The following is a 17,944-nucleotide window of genomic DNA, read 5'->3' as shown; positions in this document are numbered from 1 at the left end:
CTCTCACCTTAACTGTATTAACAAATTTTCACATAAATTACAATCAAAAACAGTGTAAGCAGATTAAGGTGAAAAATTTAGTCAGATTTATTTTGTATTGATCATTTTCACTATATTTGAGTTTTTTAAATTTAGTAAATTTTTCATTAGGCCAATAAAAACCCCAAACCTTTAGTGCGGGTTTGGGGTTTTGAATCTGGTCCCGAGGGTCGGACTCGAACCGACACGTCATCTCTGACAGCGGATTTTGAGTCCGCCGCGTCTACCAATTTCACCACCTCGGGAAAGGGGCTGCAAGCTGTTAACTTGTGAGGCTATATTACTATCAAACTTTGAATTGTCAATTCTCCAGCCTCATCAATCGTTCACTTTTAAAGCAAAATCAAAAACTTTGTCTTAAAAAACGCCAGATATGATCTTGTATTGCTTTTTCAAGACTATAATACAGCTGTTTTTTTTATTCCTATTTAGTGAAAATGCAACTTTCTGACTTTAACTTCGTTCTCCCTGATGCGCTCATTGCTCGCTACCCTTTAAATACGCGTAGTGCTTCACGCCTTTTACACTTAGATGCTCAAGGGCAATATCACGATGGTTATTTTACCGATATTTTGAATTTACTTGATGCAGGTGATTTACTCATCCTTAACGACACTAAAGTCATGAAAGCGCGTTTAAAAGGTAAACGTGCAACAGGCGGTGCAGTAGAAGTTTTAGTTGAACGCATACAAGATAAATTTATTGCGCATTGTCATATTAAAGCCAGTAACTCCCCTAAAACAGGTGCTGAACTTTTTGTAGGTGAAGATGAAATAAAAGTAACCATCCAAGGTCGTCATGAAAATTTATTTATTGTCGAGTTTTCACAACCGATTTTAGATGTACTTGATCAGTATGGTGCTTTACCCATCCCCCCTTACTTTAACCGTGAAGCAGAAGAAATTGATACAGAACGTTATCAAACTGTGTTTAATGACCCAACCAAACTGGCCAGTGTTGCAGCACCGACGGCGAGTCTACATTTTGATCAGAACTTACTCGCAAAATTAGAAGCCAAAGGGATTCAGAAAACTTTTGTCACTTTACATGTCGGCGCAGGCACTTTTTTACCTGTACGTAGCAGCGATATTGCCAATCATATTATGCACAGCGAATGGTGTGATGTTCCAGAACACACGGTTGATCTGATTCGTCAAACCAAAGCACGTGGTAATAAAGTCATTTCAGTGGGCACCACTGCAACACGTGCTGTTGAAAGTGCAGCGCAAGCCCACGGTGGAAAACTCGCTGCATGGACAGGTGATACTCAAATTTTCATCTATCCCGGCTATCAATTTAAAGTCATTGATCGTTTAATTACCAATTTTCATTTACCAGAATCCACCTTATTAATGTTAGTTTCTGCCTTGTCTAATCGCGATGCTATTTTAAATGCCTATCAGCATGCGGTAGAAGCACAGTATCGCTTCTTTAGTTATGGCGATGCCATGTTAATTGATCAAATCCATCCTTAAACTTTACTGATAAAAAGAAGCAGACCATGCCGCTTGATACTGTTAGACAGTCCATTCATATACGTCGAAAGAAAAATGAACGGGTTTTTAGTAATATTACGCGGCTGTGGGAAATTGGGCGTAAGGCACAAAGCCATCAAGATATTTTAGATGCACTTCACCCATGGAATGCCCCGATTGTACTTAAATTTGAAAATGTCTTGCCGTTATTTTTGGCTGCCACAGGCGTATTTTTTATTCTCATTTTATGGGTCAATCCAGCGAATATTTGGACCCAAGTAAGCTGTTTTTGTGGATTGATGATGGTGTTCTGGGCTTATATCAGTTATGAAGACAAAGCCCCGATCCATGAAGTTATACAATTTTTAGAACAACAAAGTATGGCTAAAAAATATCAACTGGCCTCACATCAACAACCACAACATATTTCCATTCCATTGCAACCCGTTTTATTTATTGCCCATTTAAAACGTTTGTTCCCTGTATTTAATCAGGGCAGTATTTCCAATCATTTCCCCTATTACGCCAGCACCATTTGGACAGATGAAAATGAGCAGCAACACCAAGTCATGATTTTTCAATATCATTATGTCAATGAAGTCCGAGTAAGGGATAAAAATGGGAATGATGTCAAAGTTAAAGAAATACATAAAGATTTATGGGGCGTGTTTATTTTTGACATAGCCATACAAGGGCTTGCTGTCACCACAGGCAACAAAACTTTTGATCATTCTTATCGTTTTCCTTGGCATACCAGTGATATTCAAACCAATCAAAAACTAAATATTTTTGGTAGTGATGAAATGCAAACCGCTAAATTACTCACCCCTGCCTTTGTGTTAAAACTGGCTGATTTTTTTGAGCAGCGTCAAGGCGATCTCATGTTTCATCCTACCCGTTCTACTTTGTGTTTTTTAGGTCCTTTGAATTTATTTAAAATTTCGACTCAAGCAAAAAATATTCAAGATATTTCGACATTACGTGGACACTTACGAACTTTTAAATTACCTTATCTTGAAAGATTACAAGATGATTTAACGCATTTTTTAAAATAGAAAATATTTATTTTTGGGGAAATATTGATGGGACTGTTGATTTTTTTCGTCTTGATCATTGCCATAGTCATTGCCTGTATCATGATTCGTAACAATATTGTACGTCATCATAATGCGTCAATTCGTGCATGGTCTGATGTTGCTACCTATGAACGCCAGAAAATTAAAATTTTGGACGATTTACAACCACTTGTGGAACAATATTCGAGTTTTGAACAAGGTACTTTAGAAAAAGTGACCGAACTACGTCAAAATATTTTAAACCTAAACATCAATAGCGCAGATGTTTCTCAATTACAGCGTATTGAAAGCCTAAATAAAGAGTTGATGCGCAGTTTAAATGTAGTGGTTGAAAACTATCCTGAACTCAAAGCCAATGAAATTTATCTTAAAATGATGAGTGAAATTGAAGAACAAAATGAAAATGTTGGTGCAGCCATTACTATCTTTAACCGTAATGTAGAGCTCTTTAACAATCACATTCAAATTTTCCCAAACAATATCGTTAACACCATGACCTTGGGTAAAAAAGCCATTCGCCCTTTTCGTGATCATGCTGCAACTCAAAATTTTGATTATCGTCCTAATTTTTAAGACATCAGACTTCTTATTTTTCGATTCTGAGAAAAGCAAGAAGTCTCCTCTTTTATACCAATATTTTTCTATCTTACTTCCCTGCGATTCAATTATTTATACTTAACTTATTCGAATTTACTGCAACCAAAAAACATTCCAGTCTAAACTGGTTACTGATTTTTCAATAAAATAGTCCCCCTTCATCTCTTCTGTTTACAAAGAAAATATTGAGTTAAAACTCGACAACACTGGTGTTTATCTGCGTAATCTAGGAAAATAGCGAACTTTTAGCAGCGAACTGTTTATTCGCCTTTGCACTGGAAGTAAGACAGTGCTTTGCTCTCGTTCAGGATAATGTATGAAGTTTGAAAAACTAGGTCAGTCGGGTCGTGCCCGTCGTGGTCGTTTAACACTTGAACATGGTGTCATTGAAACGCCCGTATTTATGCCAGTCGGTACTTACGGTACAGTCAAAGGCATGTTGCCTCGTGACATTGAAGATATTAAAGCGCAAATTATTTTAGGTAATACTTTTCACCTTTACTTGCGTCCTGGTCTAGATGTGATTCGTGAACATGGTGGCTTACACAAATTCATGAAATGGAACAAACCCATTCTCACCGATTCAGGCGGCTTTCAAGTTTTTAGTTTAGGCGCCATGCGTAAGATCAAAGAAGATGGGGTAACTTTCCGTTCTCCGATTGATGGTTCAAAAGTCTTTTTATCTCCTGAGATTTCAATGGATATTCAACATACTTTGAATTCTGACATCGTGATGATTTTTGATGAATGTACGCCTTACCCAGCGACCCATGAAGAAGCGCAAAAATCACTACAATTGTCACTTCGTTGGGCAAAACGCTGCAAAACACAACATCATGAGGTATTAAAAAATAAAAATGCCTTGTTTGGTATTATCCAAGGCGGCATGTATGAAGATTTACGTGACGAATCTTTAAACGGTTTAAAAGAAATTGATTTTGATGGGTTCGCGATTGGTGGCTTGTCCGTTGGTGAACCGAAAGAAGAAATGATTAAGGTTCTAGATTATCTTCCTGTAAAAATGCCTGAAGAAAAACCACGTTACTTAATGGGTGTGGGTAAACCAGAAGATATTGTAGAAGCCATTCGTCGTGGTGTAGACATGTTTGACTGCGTCATGCCAACCCGTAATGCACGTAATGGTCACTATTTTGTGACAGATGGTTTGGTTCGTATTCGCAATGCCAAATTCCGCCATGATCAAAGTCCACTCGATCCACATTGTGATTGTTATACCTGCCAAAATTTCACGCGAGCTTATTTATTCCATTTAGAAAAATGCGGTGAAATGTTGGGCTCTATGCTTGGAACCATTCACAATTTACGTTATTACCAAAGATTTACCCAAGATATTCGTGATGCCTTAGATAATGGTACTTTTGATGCTTATGTTCACGATTTTTATGCACGTCGTGGTCTAGAAGTTCCGCCTTGTCCTGAAGATTAATCTTTCAGCATTTGCGCTGAGGAAAAAGACAAGGTAAATTGCACAGCAAGTCCGTTTATTTATCATTAAGTTGATTATACATTTTTTAGTTTAGGAAATTGAAATGAGCCTTTTTATTTCTACTGCACACGCAGCAGGTGAAGCATCACAACAACCCGGTCTAATGACTAACCTTTTAATGATTGCCGTTTTTGTTGCAATTTTCTACTTCTTAATCTGGCGCCCACAGGCAAAACGTGCCAAAGAACACCGTTCTTTGGTTGAAAGTTTAGGGCTAGGAAGTGAAGTGGTTTTTGCTGGCGGTCTTATGGGGAAAATCACTAAAATTGAAGGTGATTTTGTCGTGGTTGAATTAAGCCGTGGCGTAGAAGTAAAAGTTCAACGCGCAAGTGTGATTTCAGTTTTGCCTGAAGGCACTTTAAATAACTTTTAATCAAAAAAAAGTCGTGCCCTAGCACGACTTTTTCATTTTAAGAAGAAAACAAATGCGTTACCCAGCATGGAAATATCTGCTGATCATTGTGGTATTAGTGATTAGCACATTATATGCCCTGCCTAGTTTGTATCCAGATGAACCTGCTGTTCAAATTTCGGGTGCCAAAGCTGGTACCCAAATTGACCAGAGCATCGTACAAAAAGCAGAGCAATTATTAAAAAGTGAAAGCATTCCCAGTCATGACAACAGCTTTAGTAATAATGCTGCCCTTTTACGTTTAGACTCATCCGAAGCACAGTTAAAAGCCAAAGAAGTCTTACGTCGTGGTCTTGGTGATAATTATGTTGTTGCACTGAATCTTGCGCCTACCACACCAGAATGGCTACAAAAAATTGGTGCAAAACCAATGAAGTTGGGTCTGGACTTACGTGGTGGTGTTCACTTCTTACTTGAAGTGGATATGGATAAAGCCATTAGTCAGCGTATGGAAACCTCAGCAACAGACTTACGTCGACAGTTCCGTGACAACAAACTGAAATTTAACAGTTTAGCCTTAAATGCCAACACCATTACTGTACAGTTTGCCAATAATGCTGACCGTGATGCGGCTATGGACTTCCTACGTCGTAATGGCAATGAATTTACACAACAGGCCATTGCAGCTAGCTCTGGTTCCACCTTACGTTTGAACTATACCGATGTACGCAAACAAGAAATTCAGTCGTATGCTGTTAATCAGAACTTAACCACCTTACGTAACCGTATTAATGAGTTAGGTGTTGCAGAAGCTTTGGTTCAAACTCAAGGTAGCAACCGTATTGTGGTTGAACTTCCGGGTGTTCAAGATACCGCTGAAGCAAAACGTGTTTTAGGTCGTACTGCAAACTTGGAATTCCGTTTAGTTTCTGACTTAAATGACCAATATATTGATCCGTATACGGGTAAATTGAATGGTCAAGCATTACCACCAGGTACAGAAGCGTTTGCTTATGAATCCATTGAGAGTGGTCGCCAATTATTGTTAAACCGTAATCGTATTTTGACAGGTGAGCGTGTACAAAATGCATCCTCTGGTTTTAGTCAAGATTCGGGCGGCGCTGAGGTTAACATTACCTTAGACAGTGCTGGTGGCAAGCTGATGGCTGATGCAACCCGTAATGCAGTGGGTAAACGCATGGCAGTATTGTTTATTGAAAATAAACAACGAATTAGTTATGTCCCAGATCCTGTAACAGGTGCACAGACAGAAGTACGTACCCCTTATGCAGAATCTGTCGTGATTAATGCTGCTACTATTCAAGCTGTACTGGGTTCACAATTCCGTATTACTGGTCTAGATTCACCACAAGAAGCGGCTGAACTTGCCTTAATGCTTCGTGCAGGTGCGCTGGCTGCACCGATGTACTTTGTAGAAGAACGCGTAGTCGGTCCAAGTCTTGGTCAAGAAAATATTGACAAAGGTGTACTCTCTACCCAAATTGGTTTCATTCTCGTGGCCATTTGGATGGTGGTTTTCTTCCGTCTATTCGGTCTTATTGCGAATTTTGCCCTTGTGGTTAACTTAGCAATGCTATTAACGGTGATGTCTTGGATTGGCGCCTCTCTTACCCTACCGGGTATTGCAGGTATCGTTATTACCATTGGTATGGCGGTCGATGCCAATGTTCTGATTTGTGAGCGAATACGAGAAGAAATGAAGTGGGGTGCATCGCCCAAGCAAGCGATTGTGGCGGGTTATGATCGTGCCTATAACACCATTTTTGACTCGAATTTGACTACATTCTTGGTCGCTTTCATTCTATTTGCGATTGGTACAGGTCCGATTAAAGGCTTTGCCGTGACCTTAATGATTGGTATTGTTTGTTCGATGTTTACAGCGATTACTGTTACTCGTGCAGTGGTACAACTCATTTATGGCAAAAAACGTAACTTGAAGAAGTTGAGCATTTAAGGAGATCGACAATGACTGATATGACTCAACCCGATTCTAGAAAATACGGTCGTCCAGATGATGAACGGGTCATTCCGTTTATGAAAATTGCTAAACCTGCAGCAATTTTCTCCATCATTTTGACCATTGCCAGTATCTTTTTTATCACCACCAAAGGGCTTAACCTCGGTTTAGACTTTACGGGTGGTGTTTCTGCCGAGCTGAATTATGCACAAGCGGCTAGTCAAACTGATGTGGTTAAAGCCTTAGATCAAGCTGGTTTTAAAGATGCCGTTGTTCAAACGTTAGGAAGTAATAAAGACCTTTTAGTGCGTATGCCAGTTCAAGATATTGAAGTGGAAGATTTGAGTAATGCTATTACCAAAGCCGCTCAATTACCGAATAACCCAGCCCAAGTCCATAAAGTTGACTCGGTCGGTGGTCAGGTGGGTAATGAACTCTATGTTCGCTCGGCAGGTGCGGTCACTTTGGCCCTCATTTTAATGTTGATTTACGTCACCATCCGTTTTGAATTTAAACTCGCGATGGGAGCAGTACTTTCATTATTCCATGACATTATTGTCGCAGTGGGTATTTTTGCGATGATGCAATGGCCATTCGACTTAACGGTTCTTGCCGCTATTCTTGCCCTGATTGGTTTTTCACTGAACGATAATATTGTGGTATCGGATCGTATCCGTGAAAACTTCCGAAAAATTCGTGGTGCAGAGCCTGTTGAAATTATTAATATCGCTTTAACCGAAACGCTCCGTCGTACCATCCACACCTCTATGACATTAATGCTGGTGGTTGTTGCAATGATGCTTTTGGGCGGTGATGGTTTGAAATGGTTCTCGGTGGCAATGTTTGTCGGGATATTTGTAGGTACCTATTCTTCTATTTATATTGGTACTGCTTTTGCCTTATGGCGCGGGCTAAATCGTCAAGACTTCATTGTTCAGGTTAAACCTGAGTTTGAAGAGGAAGAAGAAATTCCGAGATGAAAATCTTGGACAGCTACGCCTAAATTGATGGTTGAATATTTAATCATCAGATAAGCAAATAAATCCCTTCATTTGAAGGGGTTTATTTTTTGAGCCTCTTTCTTTTAAATTCGACTAAAAATCTTATCTCTATCCTGTAGTATAAAAATAGTCATATGAACACAAACTAAAATCTAAGGAATAAAAAAAGTCCCACGTTCAAGTGAGACCTTTTCCATTCATTTCACACGATGAAAAAATAAAACTTTATAGCAATTTTCTCATCTGCACTTCATCTATAGCTTAATTGCCCTGCACCACTCGACGTGCACTGATAATTCCTGGTTGCTGCTCTAAACGCGCCAATAAGCGTGACAATTGTGCCAGACCTTTGACTTCAATCAAAAGCTTCATATTCGCAATTCCATCGGACTCAGAAATGGTATTTACTTGACGAATATTGATTTGATCAGAAAAAATCACTTGCGTTAAATCTTTAAGCAATCCACGACGATCATACGCTTCTACCACAATCTGTACACTCTGACCACGTGTTGGCTGCATTTCCCAGTCAGCTTCAACTGCACGTTCAGGCTCCTGAGAAATCATACGCACATAGTCAGGACAAACAACTTGATGAATACTCACGCCACGATTTAAAGTGATATATCCACCAATCGATTCACCATGTACAGGTTGGCAACATTGAGCCACATGCAATTCCACATTATCTAAACCATCAATCAAAATGCCATGCGCAGACAAAGTATGACTGGCACGTGGATTTAATGTCGGTTTAAGTACCAGTTCGGGCTCATCTTGCCCCAAGTGCATATGTCGATTGACTTGATTAATCAATGAATGCAGACTTAAGTCTCCATTGACCAATCCAATCAGAATATCTTCACCCAATTTGACATTAAAATGATTGCAATAATCATTTAAATCAATGCTTTTTGGATGAATAGCCAAACGTAAAAGTTCTTTGTTGAGAATATCACGTCCAACTTCCAAATTTTTACTGCGATCTTGCTGTCTAAACCAGTGACGCAGTTTGTCACGTGCACGCGAGGTTTTGATGTAACCGAGCGAATTAACCAGCCAATCTCGATTTGGTTCACGATCTTTTTTGGTTAAAATTTCAATTTGTTCGCCAGTTTTGAGCGTATAGGTTAAAGGCACATAACGCTGATTGACACGTGCCGCATAACACTTATTCCCTACTTCAGTGTGTACATGGTAGGCAAAATCTAAAACGGTCGAACCACGCGGTAATTCTTTAATATCTCCATCACGGCTAAACACATAAATTTTTTCAAAACCTTCCAAGTCCTGAATTTGCTCAAAACTTTCCTCTTCAGAATCTGATTTATGTGCACTAGCATCATTACGTTCTTGGTAATGTTCTAAAACCGCACGTAAAGAATGCAAACGATGATTAAAAGAATGGTCGGTATTTTTTCCGCCTTCTTTATAATTGAAATGTGAACAAACACCCAACTCTGCTTCTTCATGCATCGCCTTAGTACGAATTTGTACCTCAAGCGATTTATTTTCTGCAATCACAGCTGTATGTAATGAGCGGTATCCATTGGGTTTAGGATTAGTAATATAATCATCAAATTGATGCGGAATATGCCGCCAAATTTGATGTACGATACCCAGTGAGTGGTAACATTCAGGCACATTTTTAACCAAAACACGCACAGCACGAATATCATAAAGCTGATCAAAACTCAGATCTTTACTTTTCATTTTTCGATAAATCGAATAAATGTGTTTTACTCGGCCATTAATTTCAGCTTCGATATCATAGTTTGCCAGTTCTTTTTTGAGCTTATCAATTACAAACTGAATATATTGTTCGCGCTCTAAACGTTTTTCATTCAAAAGAGAGGCAATTTCTTTATAACGCTCAGGCGCTAAATAACGAAAAGCTAAATCTTCAAGTTCCCATTTTAACTGGGCAATTCCCAAACGATGTGCTAATGGTGAGTAAATCGTGAGAATTTCGCGTGCTACCCGTTCCTGACGTTCTTTAGAAGAATTGGCCAGTTCACGTAATGCATACGTCCGTTCCGCAAGTTTAATCAATACTACCCGAACATCTTCCGTGACAGAAATCAGCATTTTATAAATGCCGTTCAAATGTTCTCTCTGATTATTATTGAAATGATCTTCTAGACGTTTGTTTTTCTCAATCAGTTCTGAAAGTTTACCCATAGCCAGTGTGCCTTGGACTAAACTATGAACTTGCTCTCCAAAATGATTCCGCACCTCTTCAAGGGTCATCACACCTTCACGCACACTACGATATAGCATCGCAGCGGATAAAGTATCTTCGTCAACATGCAGATGGGCCAAAATATCCGCCATTTCAATACCGGTATAAAAAGTATTTGAACGGTGGTTTAGCCTCGACTGTAACTCTTTGTGTAACGTCAAATGCGCAACTTCTTCGAGTTGTTTAAGGGCTGCGTCATCTAATATGCCACGTACACGATCTAACCATTGCGTCAAATCTTGTCGAGCTTGTTCGGCATGCTCTACAGTCGCTTCCTCAGACAACTCATTGAGTCGTCCTGGAAGTTGTTCACGTACTGTGACCATACCCTTCTCCTACCTCATTACTTATCATATTCTAAATCGTTTATTTGATTGTCTTTTTCAAATAAGGCAATAGATTCGACATGTCCAGTGTGAGTAAACATGTCCATTACCCCAGCTTTTTTTAATCGATAACCTTGTTTCACCAATACACCAGCATCCCTTGCCAATGTTGCAGGATTACATGACACATAAACGATTCTTTTTGCACCAAATTTCGGTACATAAAGCATTATTTCTTCTGCACCTGAGCGCGGAGGATCAATTAATAATGCATCAAATCCTTGATTTGCCCAAGAATGATGCGAACAATCTTTTGTTAAATCTTGTGAATAGAAATGGACATGATCAATATGATTGCTTTTTGCATTTTCTTGACCGCGTTGTACCATTTCCTCACTTCCTTCAACCGCAATCACTTCACCGGTCGGACCCACACAACGTGCAAGTGGTAACGAAAAATTCCCCAATCCACAAAACAAATCGAGAACACGTTCTCCTGCTTGCAGTTGAAGCAAATCACATGCCAGTTTGACCATTTGTGGATTAACCGTCGAATTCACTTGAGTAAAGTCGAGTGGATTAAAAGCAAAATTTAAATTAAATTCATCCAACCGATAATGTAAACGCATTGCAGCATGAGGATCATCCACACGATGTAAACTATCGCTACCTGTAGGTTGCAAATACAGTTGCCATTGTTTACTTAACGCAAATTGTTTCAATTGGTTGACATCGTCTGGTGACAATTTGTCCAGATGGCGCACCACCAGTGCAATATCATTATCACCCATTGCTAATTCTATATGACCAATGCTGCTTTTGGCTTTTAGACTTTCGAGTAACTGCCTAAGTGCCGTAATAGAACAAAACTGCTGATCCAAGATCATACAGCGATCTATTGAAGTCAATTTATTGCTTTGATTTTCACGAAAGCCCACGATTAATTTATTTTGGGCGGGAAAATAACGTACCCCAATTCGGGCTTTACGACGGTAGTCCTGACGTTCTGAACGTAAAGGCGCTAACCACTGTTCAGGCTGAATACCTGCAAAATGTTGCAGATGTGACTTCAAGACATCTTGTTTAAGTCTAATTTGTTCATCCTGTTGAATATGTTGCATATTACAGCCCCCACACACTGTAAAGTGTGGGCACTCAGGTTGAATACGAATAGCAGCAGGTTCACTTAACAACTCAAGATAATCTGCTTCTTCTAAACGTTTTGCCACATGGGTAATTTGCGCTTTTACGGTTTCGCCTGGCAAAGCGTAGCGGATAAATACCTTTTTACCCTGCTTCTCACTGGGATGATCAGGATGTGTACCGTAGTGTGCAATTCCTCGTCCTTCATGGGAAAGTGACTCAACTTTAAAAGTATAAATAGGATGTTGAGTTGGACGTGGCTTGCTTCTCTGTTTCATGAATACCTAATGTGTAGGAAAAGAAATAAAATCAACGGCTGTAAATTCAGTTCGCTGCGATGTGTCACGCCAAATAGCTAAAAAATCTGCATGTTGAGCTTGAGTAGATAAAAATTGAATGGTCTGTTGAACCAAATCACGGTAATCATTGAGTAAAAGCTGACCTTTTAACAATAACCACCGCAAATATACCAACCAAGTATTTAATACATCAGCTTCGCAATAACTGGTCAATTTTTGCCATTCTTGCTGATGCACATATTCGGGGACATGATAAGCACCATCACCGCGTTTACCTGGATAACCGAGTAAATGCGCAACATCATCTAATTTCTGAAAATGGCGACCATTAAACATCGCCATGATGTCCATTAAATCGACATGTCGATGATGATAACGATTCTGATAGTTATTATAGCGCTTTTGCTGATCTATTTCGCCCTGATCGAACAAACTTGGTGCAGATAAACCATGATACATGGCACGAAATAAAATGACGGGCAAATCAAATTGCGAACCATTCCAACTCACCAGTGTAGGATTGCGCTTATCAAAAATAGAAAGAAATTTGATCAAAATTTCAGATTCACTATGTTGCTCTCGGCTAAATGAAAATATTTTCATACTGCCTTGTTCATCGATCCAGAAACCAGAAATACAGACAATTTCATGTAAAGCCAAACGCTGAAAATCTGTCCCCGATTCTTGACGACGTAATTTCATCAACGCTTGCGCCAAATCTGCCTCTGGCAAATCTAAACCAAATAAATGCGCTCCCGATTTTAAATCGGTCAGGGTTTCAATATCGAAAACTAAAACAGGTAAGCGCATATCTACTCACAAAAATGCCAGTGTTATTCGGAATCTTGCACCGAGAATAAACCCGTAGACAAGTAACGGTCTCCTCGATCACAGATAATACACACAATAACAGCTTCAGGATTTTCTTGCGCCAATTGAATCGCTGCCCACACTGCGCCTCCAGAAGATGTACCTGCGCTGATACCTTCTTGTTGTGCAAGTTTACGCATGGTTTTTTCTGCGGCAATTTGTGGAATATCAATCACCAAATCAACACGGCGACGATCAAAAATGGTCGGTAAATACGCCTCAGGCCAGCGACGAATACCTGCAATGCTTGCCCCATCTTCAGGTTGTAAACCCACAATTTGAATCGCAGGATTCTGTTCTTTTAAATATTTTGACACGCCCATAATCGTGCCAGTCGTGCCCATCGAACTAACAAAATGCGTGATTTTTCCGCCAGTTTGTTGCCAAATTTCTGGCCCCGTCGTGAGGTAATGCGCCTCAACATTGTCAGGGTTACCAAATTGATTTAGCACAAAACCCTTGCCGTCTTTTTCCATTTGCAACGCTAAATCACGTGCACCTTCCATGCCTTGTGCTTTAGTCACTTCAATTAAAGTCGCACCATAAGCCTGCATAGCATCTTTGCGTTCTTGGCTCATATTGTCGGGCATGATGAGCGTCATTTTATAACCGCGCATCGCTGCAACCATGGCCAAGGCAATACCTGTGTTTCCACTGGTTGCTTCAATTAAGGTATCACCAGGTGTAATTTGACCGCGCTTTTCAGCCTGCATAATCATATTGTAGGCTGGGCGATCCTTGACCGAACCAGCTGGATTATTTCCTTCAAGTTTGGCCAATACCGTTGCTTGAGTGTGACTGGCCAGACGCTGTAAACGCACCAACGGAGTATTTCCGACATAGTGGTCTAACAAAAATTCGTCTGCTTGAAAATTAGGAATCGGCTTCATCATGGTGTGTACCTATATCGAGGTGCGGCTATTGTATGAAAAAATGTACTGTGCTGCACCCATTTAGCAGTCTTTTTATTAAAACTGTTGAAATTACAAACGATTTTTGCCGTTTCTAGCACGCCATCCAATTTCACCATAAAGTAAGAAAATTTATTTTTATCAGATCTTCAAGATTAATGATAAACATCAAAATATTAAAATACTTGATCTGTGGTGATGCTCAAACAATTTATAGTCATTTAAAAATGCTTGACTAAAACTCGGAGTCCTTGAAATATTTTTGGTCAATTACACTTGGTTATTCACTGTTTATGACTTTGATTTTAAAGTTAGAATTAACTCAGGCAGTCAATTATTCCATGAATTTTTAACAGGCTGTTTAAAGCATGCTAAACTGCATTGCACAGGAAATAAACTGCTTAACCATGTCAAATATCAATAAAAAATTATTTAAACGTCTTCACTTAAATCATGCTTATGGACAATTGATTGCATTGATTTTTGTGCCGATTATGGTTTTGGCATGCGTTGGTGCCTTGCTGGTTTTATCAGAAACTTCAAATGCTTCACGCGCTCAACAAAAACAAATGGCGATTGCCATTATGACCCGCTATCAACTTACCTCTGAAGCAGCTCTAGATTTACTGGATCGTTATCCTTGGCAATATGATCAAGCTCGCAATGCAATGCAGAGTATGTTGAATGAAAAACATTTAGTCCGTGCAGCGATTATTGATCAAAAAGGTCGAACGCGCTTAAGTATCGGGTTTCAGGATCAAGAATCATGGCCCGCAATTGAGGACAAAAATGCTTTTACAGGACCCATTACCTATCATCAAAACAATATTTATGCCTTAAGAATTAATGAAAATTCGCAAAGTCCTGCCAGACTGATCATTGAGCTGGATAATCAACCCTTACAAATTGCTCATTATCGGGTCATGATTGTGTTGATCACCACGGGCCTACTTACTTTATTATTACTTTTACTGTGTTTGAATTTTTATTCACGTCGCTGGATTGCACCCATGTACGAAATTCGTATGCAATTACAGCGCTTAAGTGCCGATACACTCGATCAGCATATGGTCATTAACAGCACAGGTGAATTGCGTTTATTACAACGTGATATTGCCAATGTCGTGAAACGTTTGCATTTTAGTTTTTTAGAATTAAAAGAACACACCGAACAAACAGAAGATGATTTACGTCGAACCTTAGATACTTTAGAAGTTCAAAATATTACCTATCGCCAAGCACGCGACCAAGCTATTTCAGCAAATCAGTCCAAATCAGTTTTTTTGGCCAATATCAGTCATGAATTACGTACTCCGTTAAATAGTATTGATGGATTTATTCATTTATTGCTGCGTCAGGGTAATCTGAGTAATGAACAAAATTTATATTTGCAAACTATCCGTAAATCATCCGCACATCTTTTAGCGCTGATTAATGACGTACTGGATTTTTCAAAAATTGATGCAGGCAAATTGGAACTCGATACCGCTCCGTTTGACCTAGAAGAAGCGATTTTTGATGTGATGGATATGCTCTCGCCTCTGGCTGCGCAAAAACACATCGATATGGCATTTTACTATGCCGATAATATTCCGACTCAGGTCGTGGGCGATGCTTTACGTTTTAAACAAATCCTAACCAACTTAACTTCCAATGCCATTAAATTTACTCCCGATGGAGAGATTATCGTCCGGGCTCGCATGGAACACGACGATATTGGACAATGTTTATTGCACTTTAGTGTCCAAGACAGCGGCATCGGCTTAAGTGGAACAGATCGTAAAAAATTATTTGAATCATTTTCACAAGGGGATGCTTCAGTCACTCGTCAATTTGGCGGAACCGGTTTGGGCTTGGCCATTTCCAAACAATTGGTTCATCTGATGCAAGGTCAAATTGGTTTTGAAGATAACCAAGAACGCGCACCCACGGAAAAAGGCTCTACCTTCTGGTTTACTGCAATGTTTAGCGTAGATGATGAAATTGAAACCATTCATCCTCGCTTTAATACGATGAAAGTTGTGTCTTATTTGGCACATCCTGCAACCGCCAACATTCTGCGTCATTATCTTGAAAATTATGCAGTTGATCACATTGAAACCAGTTCTATCCTAGATTTATTCAGTCAACTCAATCAACTTTCAAACTGTGATGAAAATACTTGGTTGATTGTTGATCACAGTGGTGATGGGGAAGCTTTACTCAAAGAGATTCGTAACCGCTATACGGGCAATATTGCAGTCTATGGCTATCAGATGTCACTAGATCCTGACATGTTGAATGCGTATCGGGCTCGTCCTCTCTATCAACCTCTCAGTCGTAGTGCATTGATGCAGCTGTTAAGTAATCAGCCGATTTTCGATCATGAGGTTCATCAAGAATTTAATGGACAAGGACTCCATATTTTGGCTGTGGATGATCATCTGCCTAACCTGATTGTTTTAGAAGCACTGTTAGGTGAATTGAATGTTAAAACCACCAAAGCATTGAGCGGTCAACAAGCGCTAGACATTATTCAAAATAGAATCGACCAAAATTTGGCTGCATTTGACGTGGTATTTATGGATATTCAAATGCCCGTGATGTCCGGTATTGATACGACACGTGCTATACGCTCGTTAGAATCAACTTTAGAAAATCATAAACGCTTACCCATTATTGCCTTGACCGCACATGCCTTGGCGGATGAAAAACAAAAGTTATTACAAGTGGGGATGGATGATTATGTAACCAAGCCTATCCAGATGGAACAGATCATTCAAATTTTGACTCAATGGACCTCAGAAAATTTCAAAAAAACCAAAAGTGTCGAGAAAGTTATTCTCATTGAAGCCCTCGATCCAGAAATTTTAAACTGGCAACAAAGCTTACAGCTTGCGGCCAATAAAGAAGATTTGGCTGTCGACTTACTCAATATGCTGGTGGACAGTTTTACAACCGAATTGAATGAAATGAAGCAATTAATTGAAATGGAAGACTTTCCTCAATTAGAGCATGTTTTACACCGTTTGTATGGTGCAACGCGTTACGTCGGCGCTCCAAATTTGCAACAAGTTACAGGCGGATTTGAACAATTTGTTTCCTCTTTACGCAAAGAACGGCGTAAAGCAGATGAAAGTTTCATTCAAGAAACCTTAAAACGCTTTGATGAATTGCAATCCGTGATGCAACAATTTGAACAGGCAGCACAACAAGTTTTGAATAAACAAAATATATAATCGACTGAGAACCGAAAGAGGTGAAGCATATCCACTTTTTAGATGTGACTCATCTGTCATGAATCGATTCAATGACTCTGTTATGCTCAAAGCCATAGAAAAATATAGGTCAATCCAATGACATTACTGCGTATAGAAAAAAACAATGGAATTGCAACAGTTTTTTTAAACCGTCCCGAAAAACGCAATGCCATGAGTTTTGCACTGTTACGTGAACTGGTTTGTGCAGCCAATCAGATTAAAAAAGATCGCTCTATTCGTTGTGTCATTTTAACGGGTGAAGCAGATGTCTTTAGTGCAGGGATTGATCTTGCGGATTTAAATGCACCTAAAAATACGGTGTATGCGGCATGGGAACTGATTAAACCGGGACAAAGCTTATTTCAAAAAGCATTTTTAATTTGGCAAGACTTACCTGTTCCTGTTATTGCAGCGATTGAAGGTTATTGTTTAGGCGCAGGCATGCAATTGGCATTAGCTGCAGATATTCGTATTGCTCATCCTGACACCAAAATGTCAATTATGGAAAGTCGTTGGGGATTGGTTCCAGATATGGGACTGACTCGCTCGATTAAAGGCATTATTAGTCTTGACCTTGCCAAAGAGCTTACACTAACAGGACGTATTTTCGATGCCAAATATGCCAAAGAAATTGGTTTAGTAACACATTTAGATGAATCACCGATGCACAGCGCCCAACTGCTTGCAGAAGAAATGCAACAACGCTCTCCAGATGCGCTGATTGCAGCCAAACGCGTTCTTGATGCCATGCAGCATGCACCGAAAAAATCGTTACGCTTAGAAAAAATCTGGCAACTTAAATTACTTTTGGGTAAAAATAGTAAGTTAGCGCGTCAAAAAGACAAAAAACCAGAGGTTCAATTTTTACCCCGCCAATATAAGTAAAATA

The 17,944-nt window shown here is 39.5% G+C and carries 13 protein-coding genes and 1 tRNA gene; 9 read left to right on the top strand and 5 right to left on the bottom strand.

The annotated features are described in order from the left end of the window. Positions 1-197: 197 nt before the first annotated feature. Positions 198-284: transfer RNA gene (locus GA0116959_RS11975), tRNA-Leu, on the bottom strand. A gap of 192 nt (positions 285-476) precedes the next feature. On the opposite strand from GA0116959_RS11975, the gene queA reads away from it, so the two are divergent. The 7 genes from queA to secF all read left to right on the top strand — a co-directional run bounded on the left by queA (position 477) and on the right by secF (position 8,004). Beyond that, positions 477-1,514, top strand: a complete 1,038-nt coding sequence (queA, locus tag GA0116959_RS11970) for a tRNA preQ1(34) S-adenosylmethionine ribosyltransferase-isomerase QueA (RefSeq protein WP_092720873.1) — start codon at positions 477-479, stop codon at positions 1,512-1,514. Positions 1,515-1,540: 26 nt separating this feature from the next. Further along, positions 1,541-2,569: a hypothetical protein gene (locus tag GA0116959_RS11965; protein ID WP_092720872.1), complete on the top strand. Its 1,029-nt coding sequence runs from the start codon at positions 1,541-1,543 to the stop codon at positions 2,567-2,569. Positions 2,570-2,596: 27 nt separating this feature from the next. Beyond that, a complete protein-coding gene (locus GA0116959_RS11960; RefSeq protein ID WP_092720871.1) occupies positions 2,597-3,163 on the top strand; it encodes a LemA family protein in 567 nt (188 codons plus the stop codon). Positions 3,164-3,503: 340 nt separating this feature from the next. Further along, a complete protein-coding gene (gene tgt, locus GA0116959_RS11955) occupies positions 3,504-4,634 on the top strand; it encodes a tRNA guanosine(34) transglycosylase Tgt (RefSeq protein WP_053579610.1) in 1,131 nt (376 codons plus the stop codon). A gap of 103 nt (positions 4,635-4,737) precedes the next feature. After that, positions 4,738-5,067, top strand: coding sequence for a preprotein translocase subunit YajC (gene yajC / locus GA0116959_RS11950; protein ID WP_053579609.1), 330 nt, complete (start codon positions 4,738-4,740; stop codon positions 5,065-5,067). A 52-nt stretch (positions 5,068-5,119) separates the two neighbouring features. Beyond that, positions 5,120-7,021 (top strand): protein translocase subunit SecD, encoded by a 1,902-nt coding sequence (gene secD / locus GA0116959_RS11945; protein ID WP_053579608.1) that lies wholly within the window; start codon positions 5,120-5,122, stop codon positions 7,019-7,021. Positions 7,022-7,032: 11 nt separating this feature from the next. Then, positions 7,033-8,004: a protein translocase subunit SecF gene (secF, locus tag GA0116959_RS11940; protein ID WP_092720870.1), complete on the top strand. Its 972-nt coding sequence runs from the start codon at positions 7,033-7,035 to the stop codon at positions 8,002-8,004. A gap of 282 nt (positions 8,005-8,286) precedes the next feature. On the opposite strand, the gene GA0116959_RS11935 is transcribed toward secF, so the two are convergent. Genes GA0116959_RS11935 through cysM form a run of 4 tightly spaced genes read right to left on the bottom strand, consistent with a single transcriptional unit; the run spans position 8,287 to position 13,798 of the window. After that, positions 8,287-10,593, bottom strand: a complete 2,307-nt coding sequence (locus tag GA0116959_RS11935; RefSeq protein ID WP_053579606.1) for a RelA/SpoT family protein — start codon at positions 10,591-10,593, stop codon at positions 8,287-8,289. Between the two features lie 17 nt (positions 10,594-10,610). Beyond that, positions 10,611-12,014, bottom strand: coding sequence for a 23S rRNA (uracil(1939)-C(5))-methyltransferase RlmD (gene rlmD / locus GA0116959_RS11930; RefSeq protein WP_092720869.1), 1,404 nt, complete (start codon positions 12,012-12,014; stop codon positions 10,611-10,613). A 6-nt stretch (positions 12,015-12,020) separates the two neighbouring features. Beyond that, the gene (locus GA0116959_RS11925) at positions 12,021-12,845 is read right to left on the bottom strand and encodes a 3'-5' exonuclease (protein WP_092720868.1); all 825 of its coding nucleotides are present in this window, start codon (positions 12,843-12,845) and stop codon (positions 12,021-12,023) included. 23 nt (positions 12,846-12,868) lie between these two features. After that, positions 12,869-13,798: a cysteine synthase CysM gene (gene cysM, locus GA0116959_RS11920; RefSeq protein ID WP_092720867.1), complete on the bottom strand. Its 930-nt coding sequence runs from the start codon at positions 13,796-13,798 to the stop codon at positions 12,869-12,871. A 425-nt stretch (positions 13,799-14,223) separates the two neighbouring features. On the opposite strand from cysM, the gene GA0116959_RS11915 reads away from it, so the two are divergent. Together GA0116959_RS11915 and GA0116959_RS11910 are read left to right on the top strand one after the other, a co-directional pair. Continuing rightward, the gene (locus GA0116959_RS11915) at positions 14,224-17,034 is read left to right on the top strand and encodes a GacS-like sensor histidine kinase (protein WP_092720866.1); all 2,811 of its coding nucleotides are present in this window, start codon (positions 14,224-14,226) and stop codon (positions 17,032-17,034) included. A 117-nt stretch (positions 17,035-17,151) separates the two neighbouring features. Then, positions 17,152-17,940, top strand: a complete 789-nt coding sequence (locus tag GA0116959_RS11910) for a crotonase/enoyl-CoA hydratase family protein (protein WP_092720865.1) — start codon at positions 17,152-17,154, stop codon at positions 17,938-17,940. Positions 17,941-17,944 lie beyond the last annotated feature (4 nt).

The organism is Acinetobacter albensis, assembly GCF_900095025.1.
GTDB lineage: Bacteria > Pseudomonadota > Gammaproteobacteria > Pseudomonadales > Moraxellaceae > Acinetobacter > Acinetobacter albensis.
Note: the sequence above shows the minus strand (reverse complement) of the source record. Positions and strands in the feature narration are given on the sequence as shown.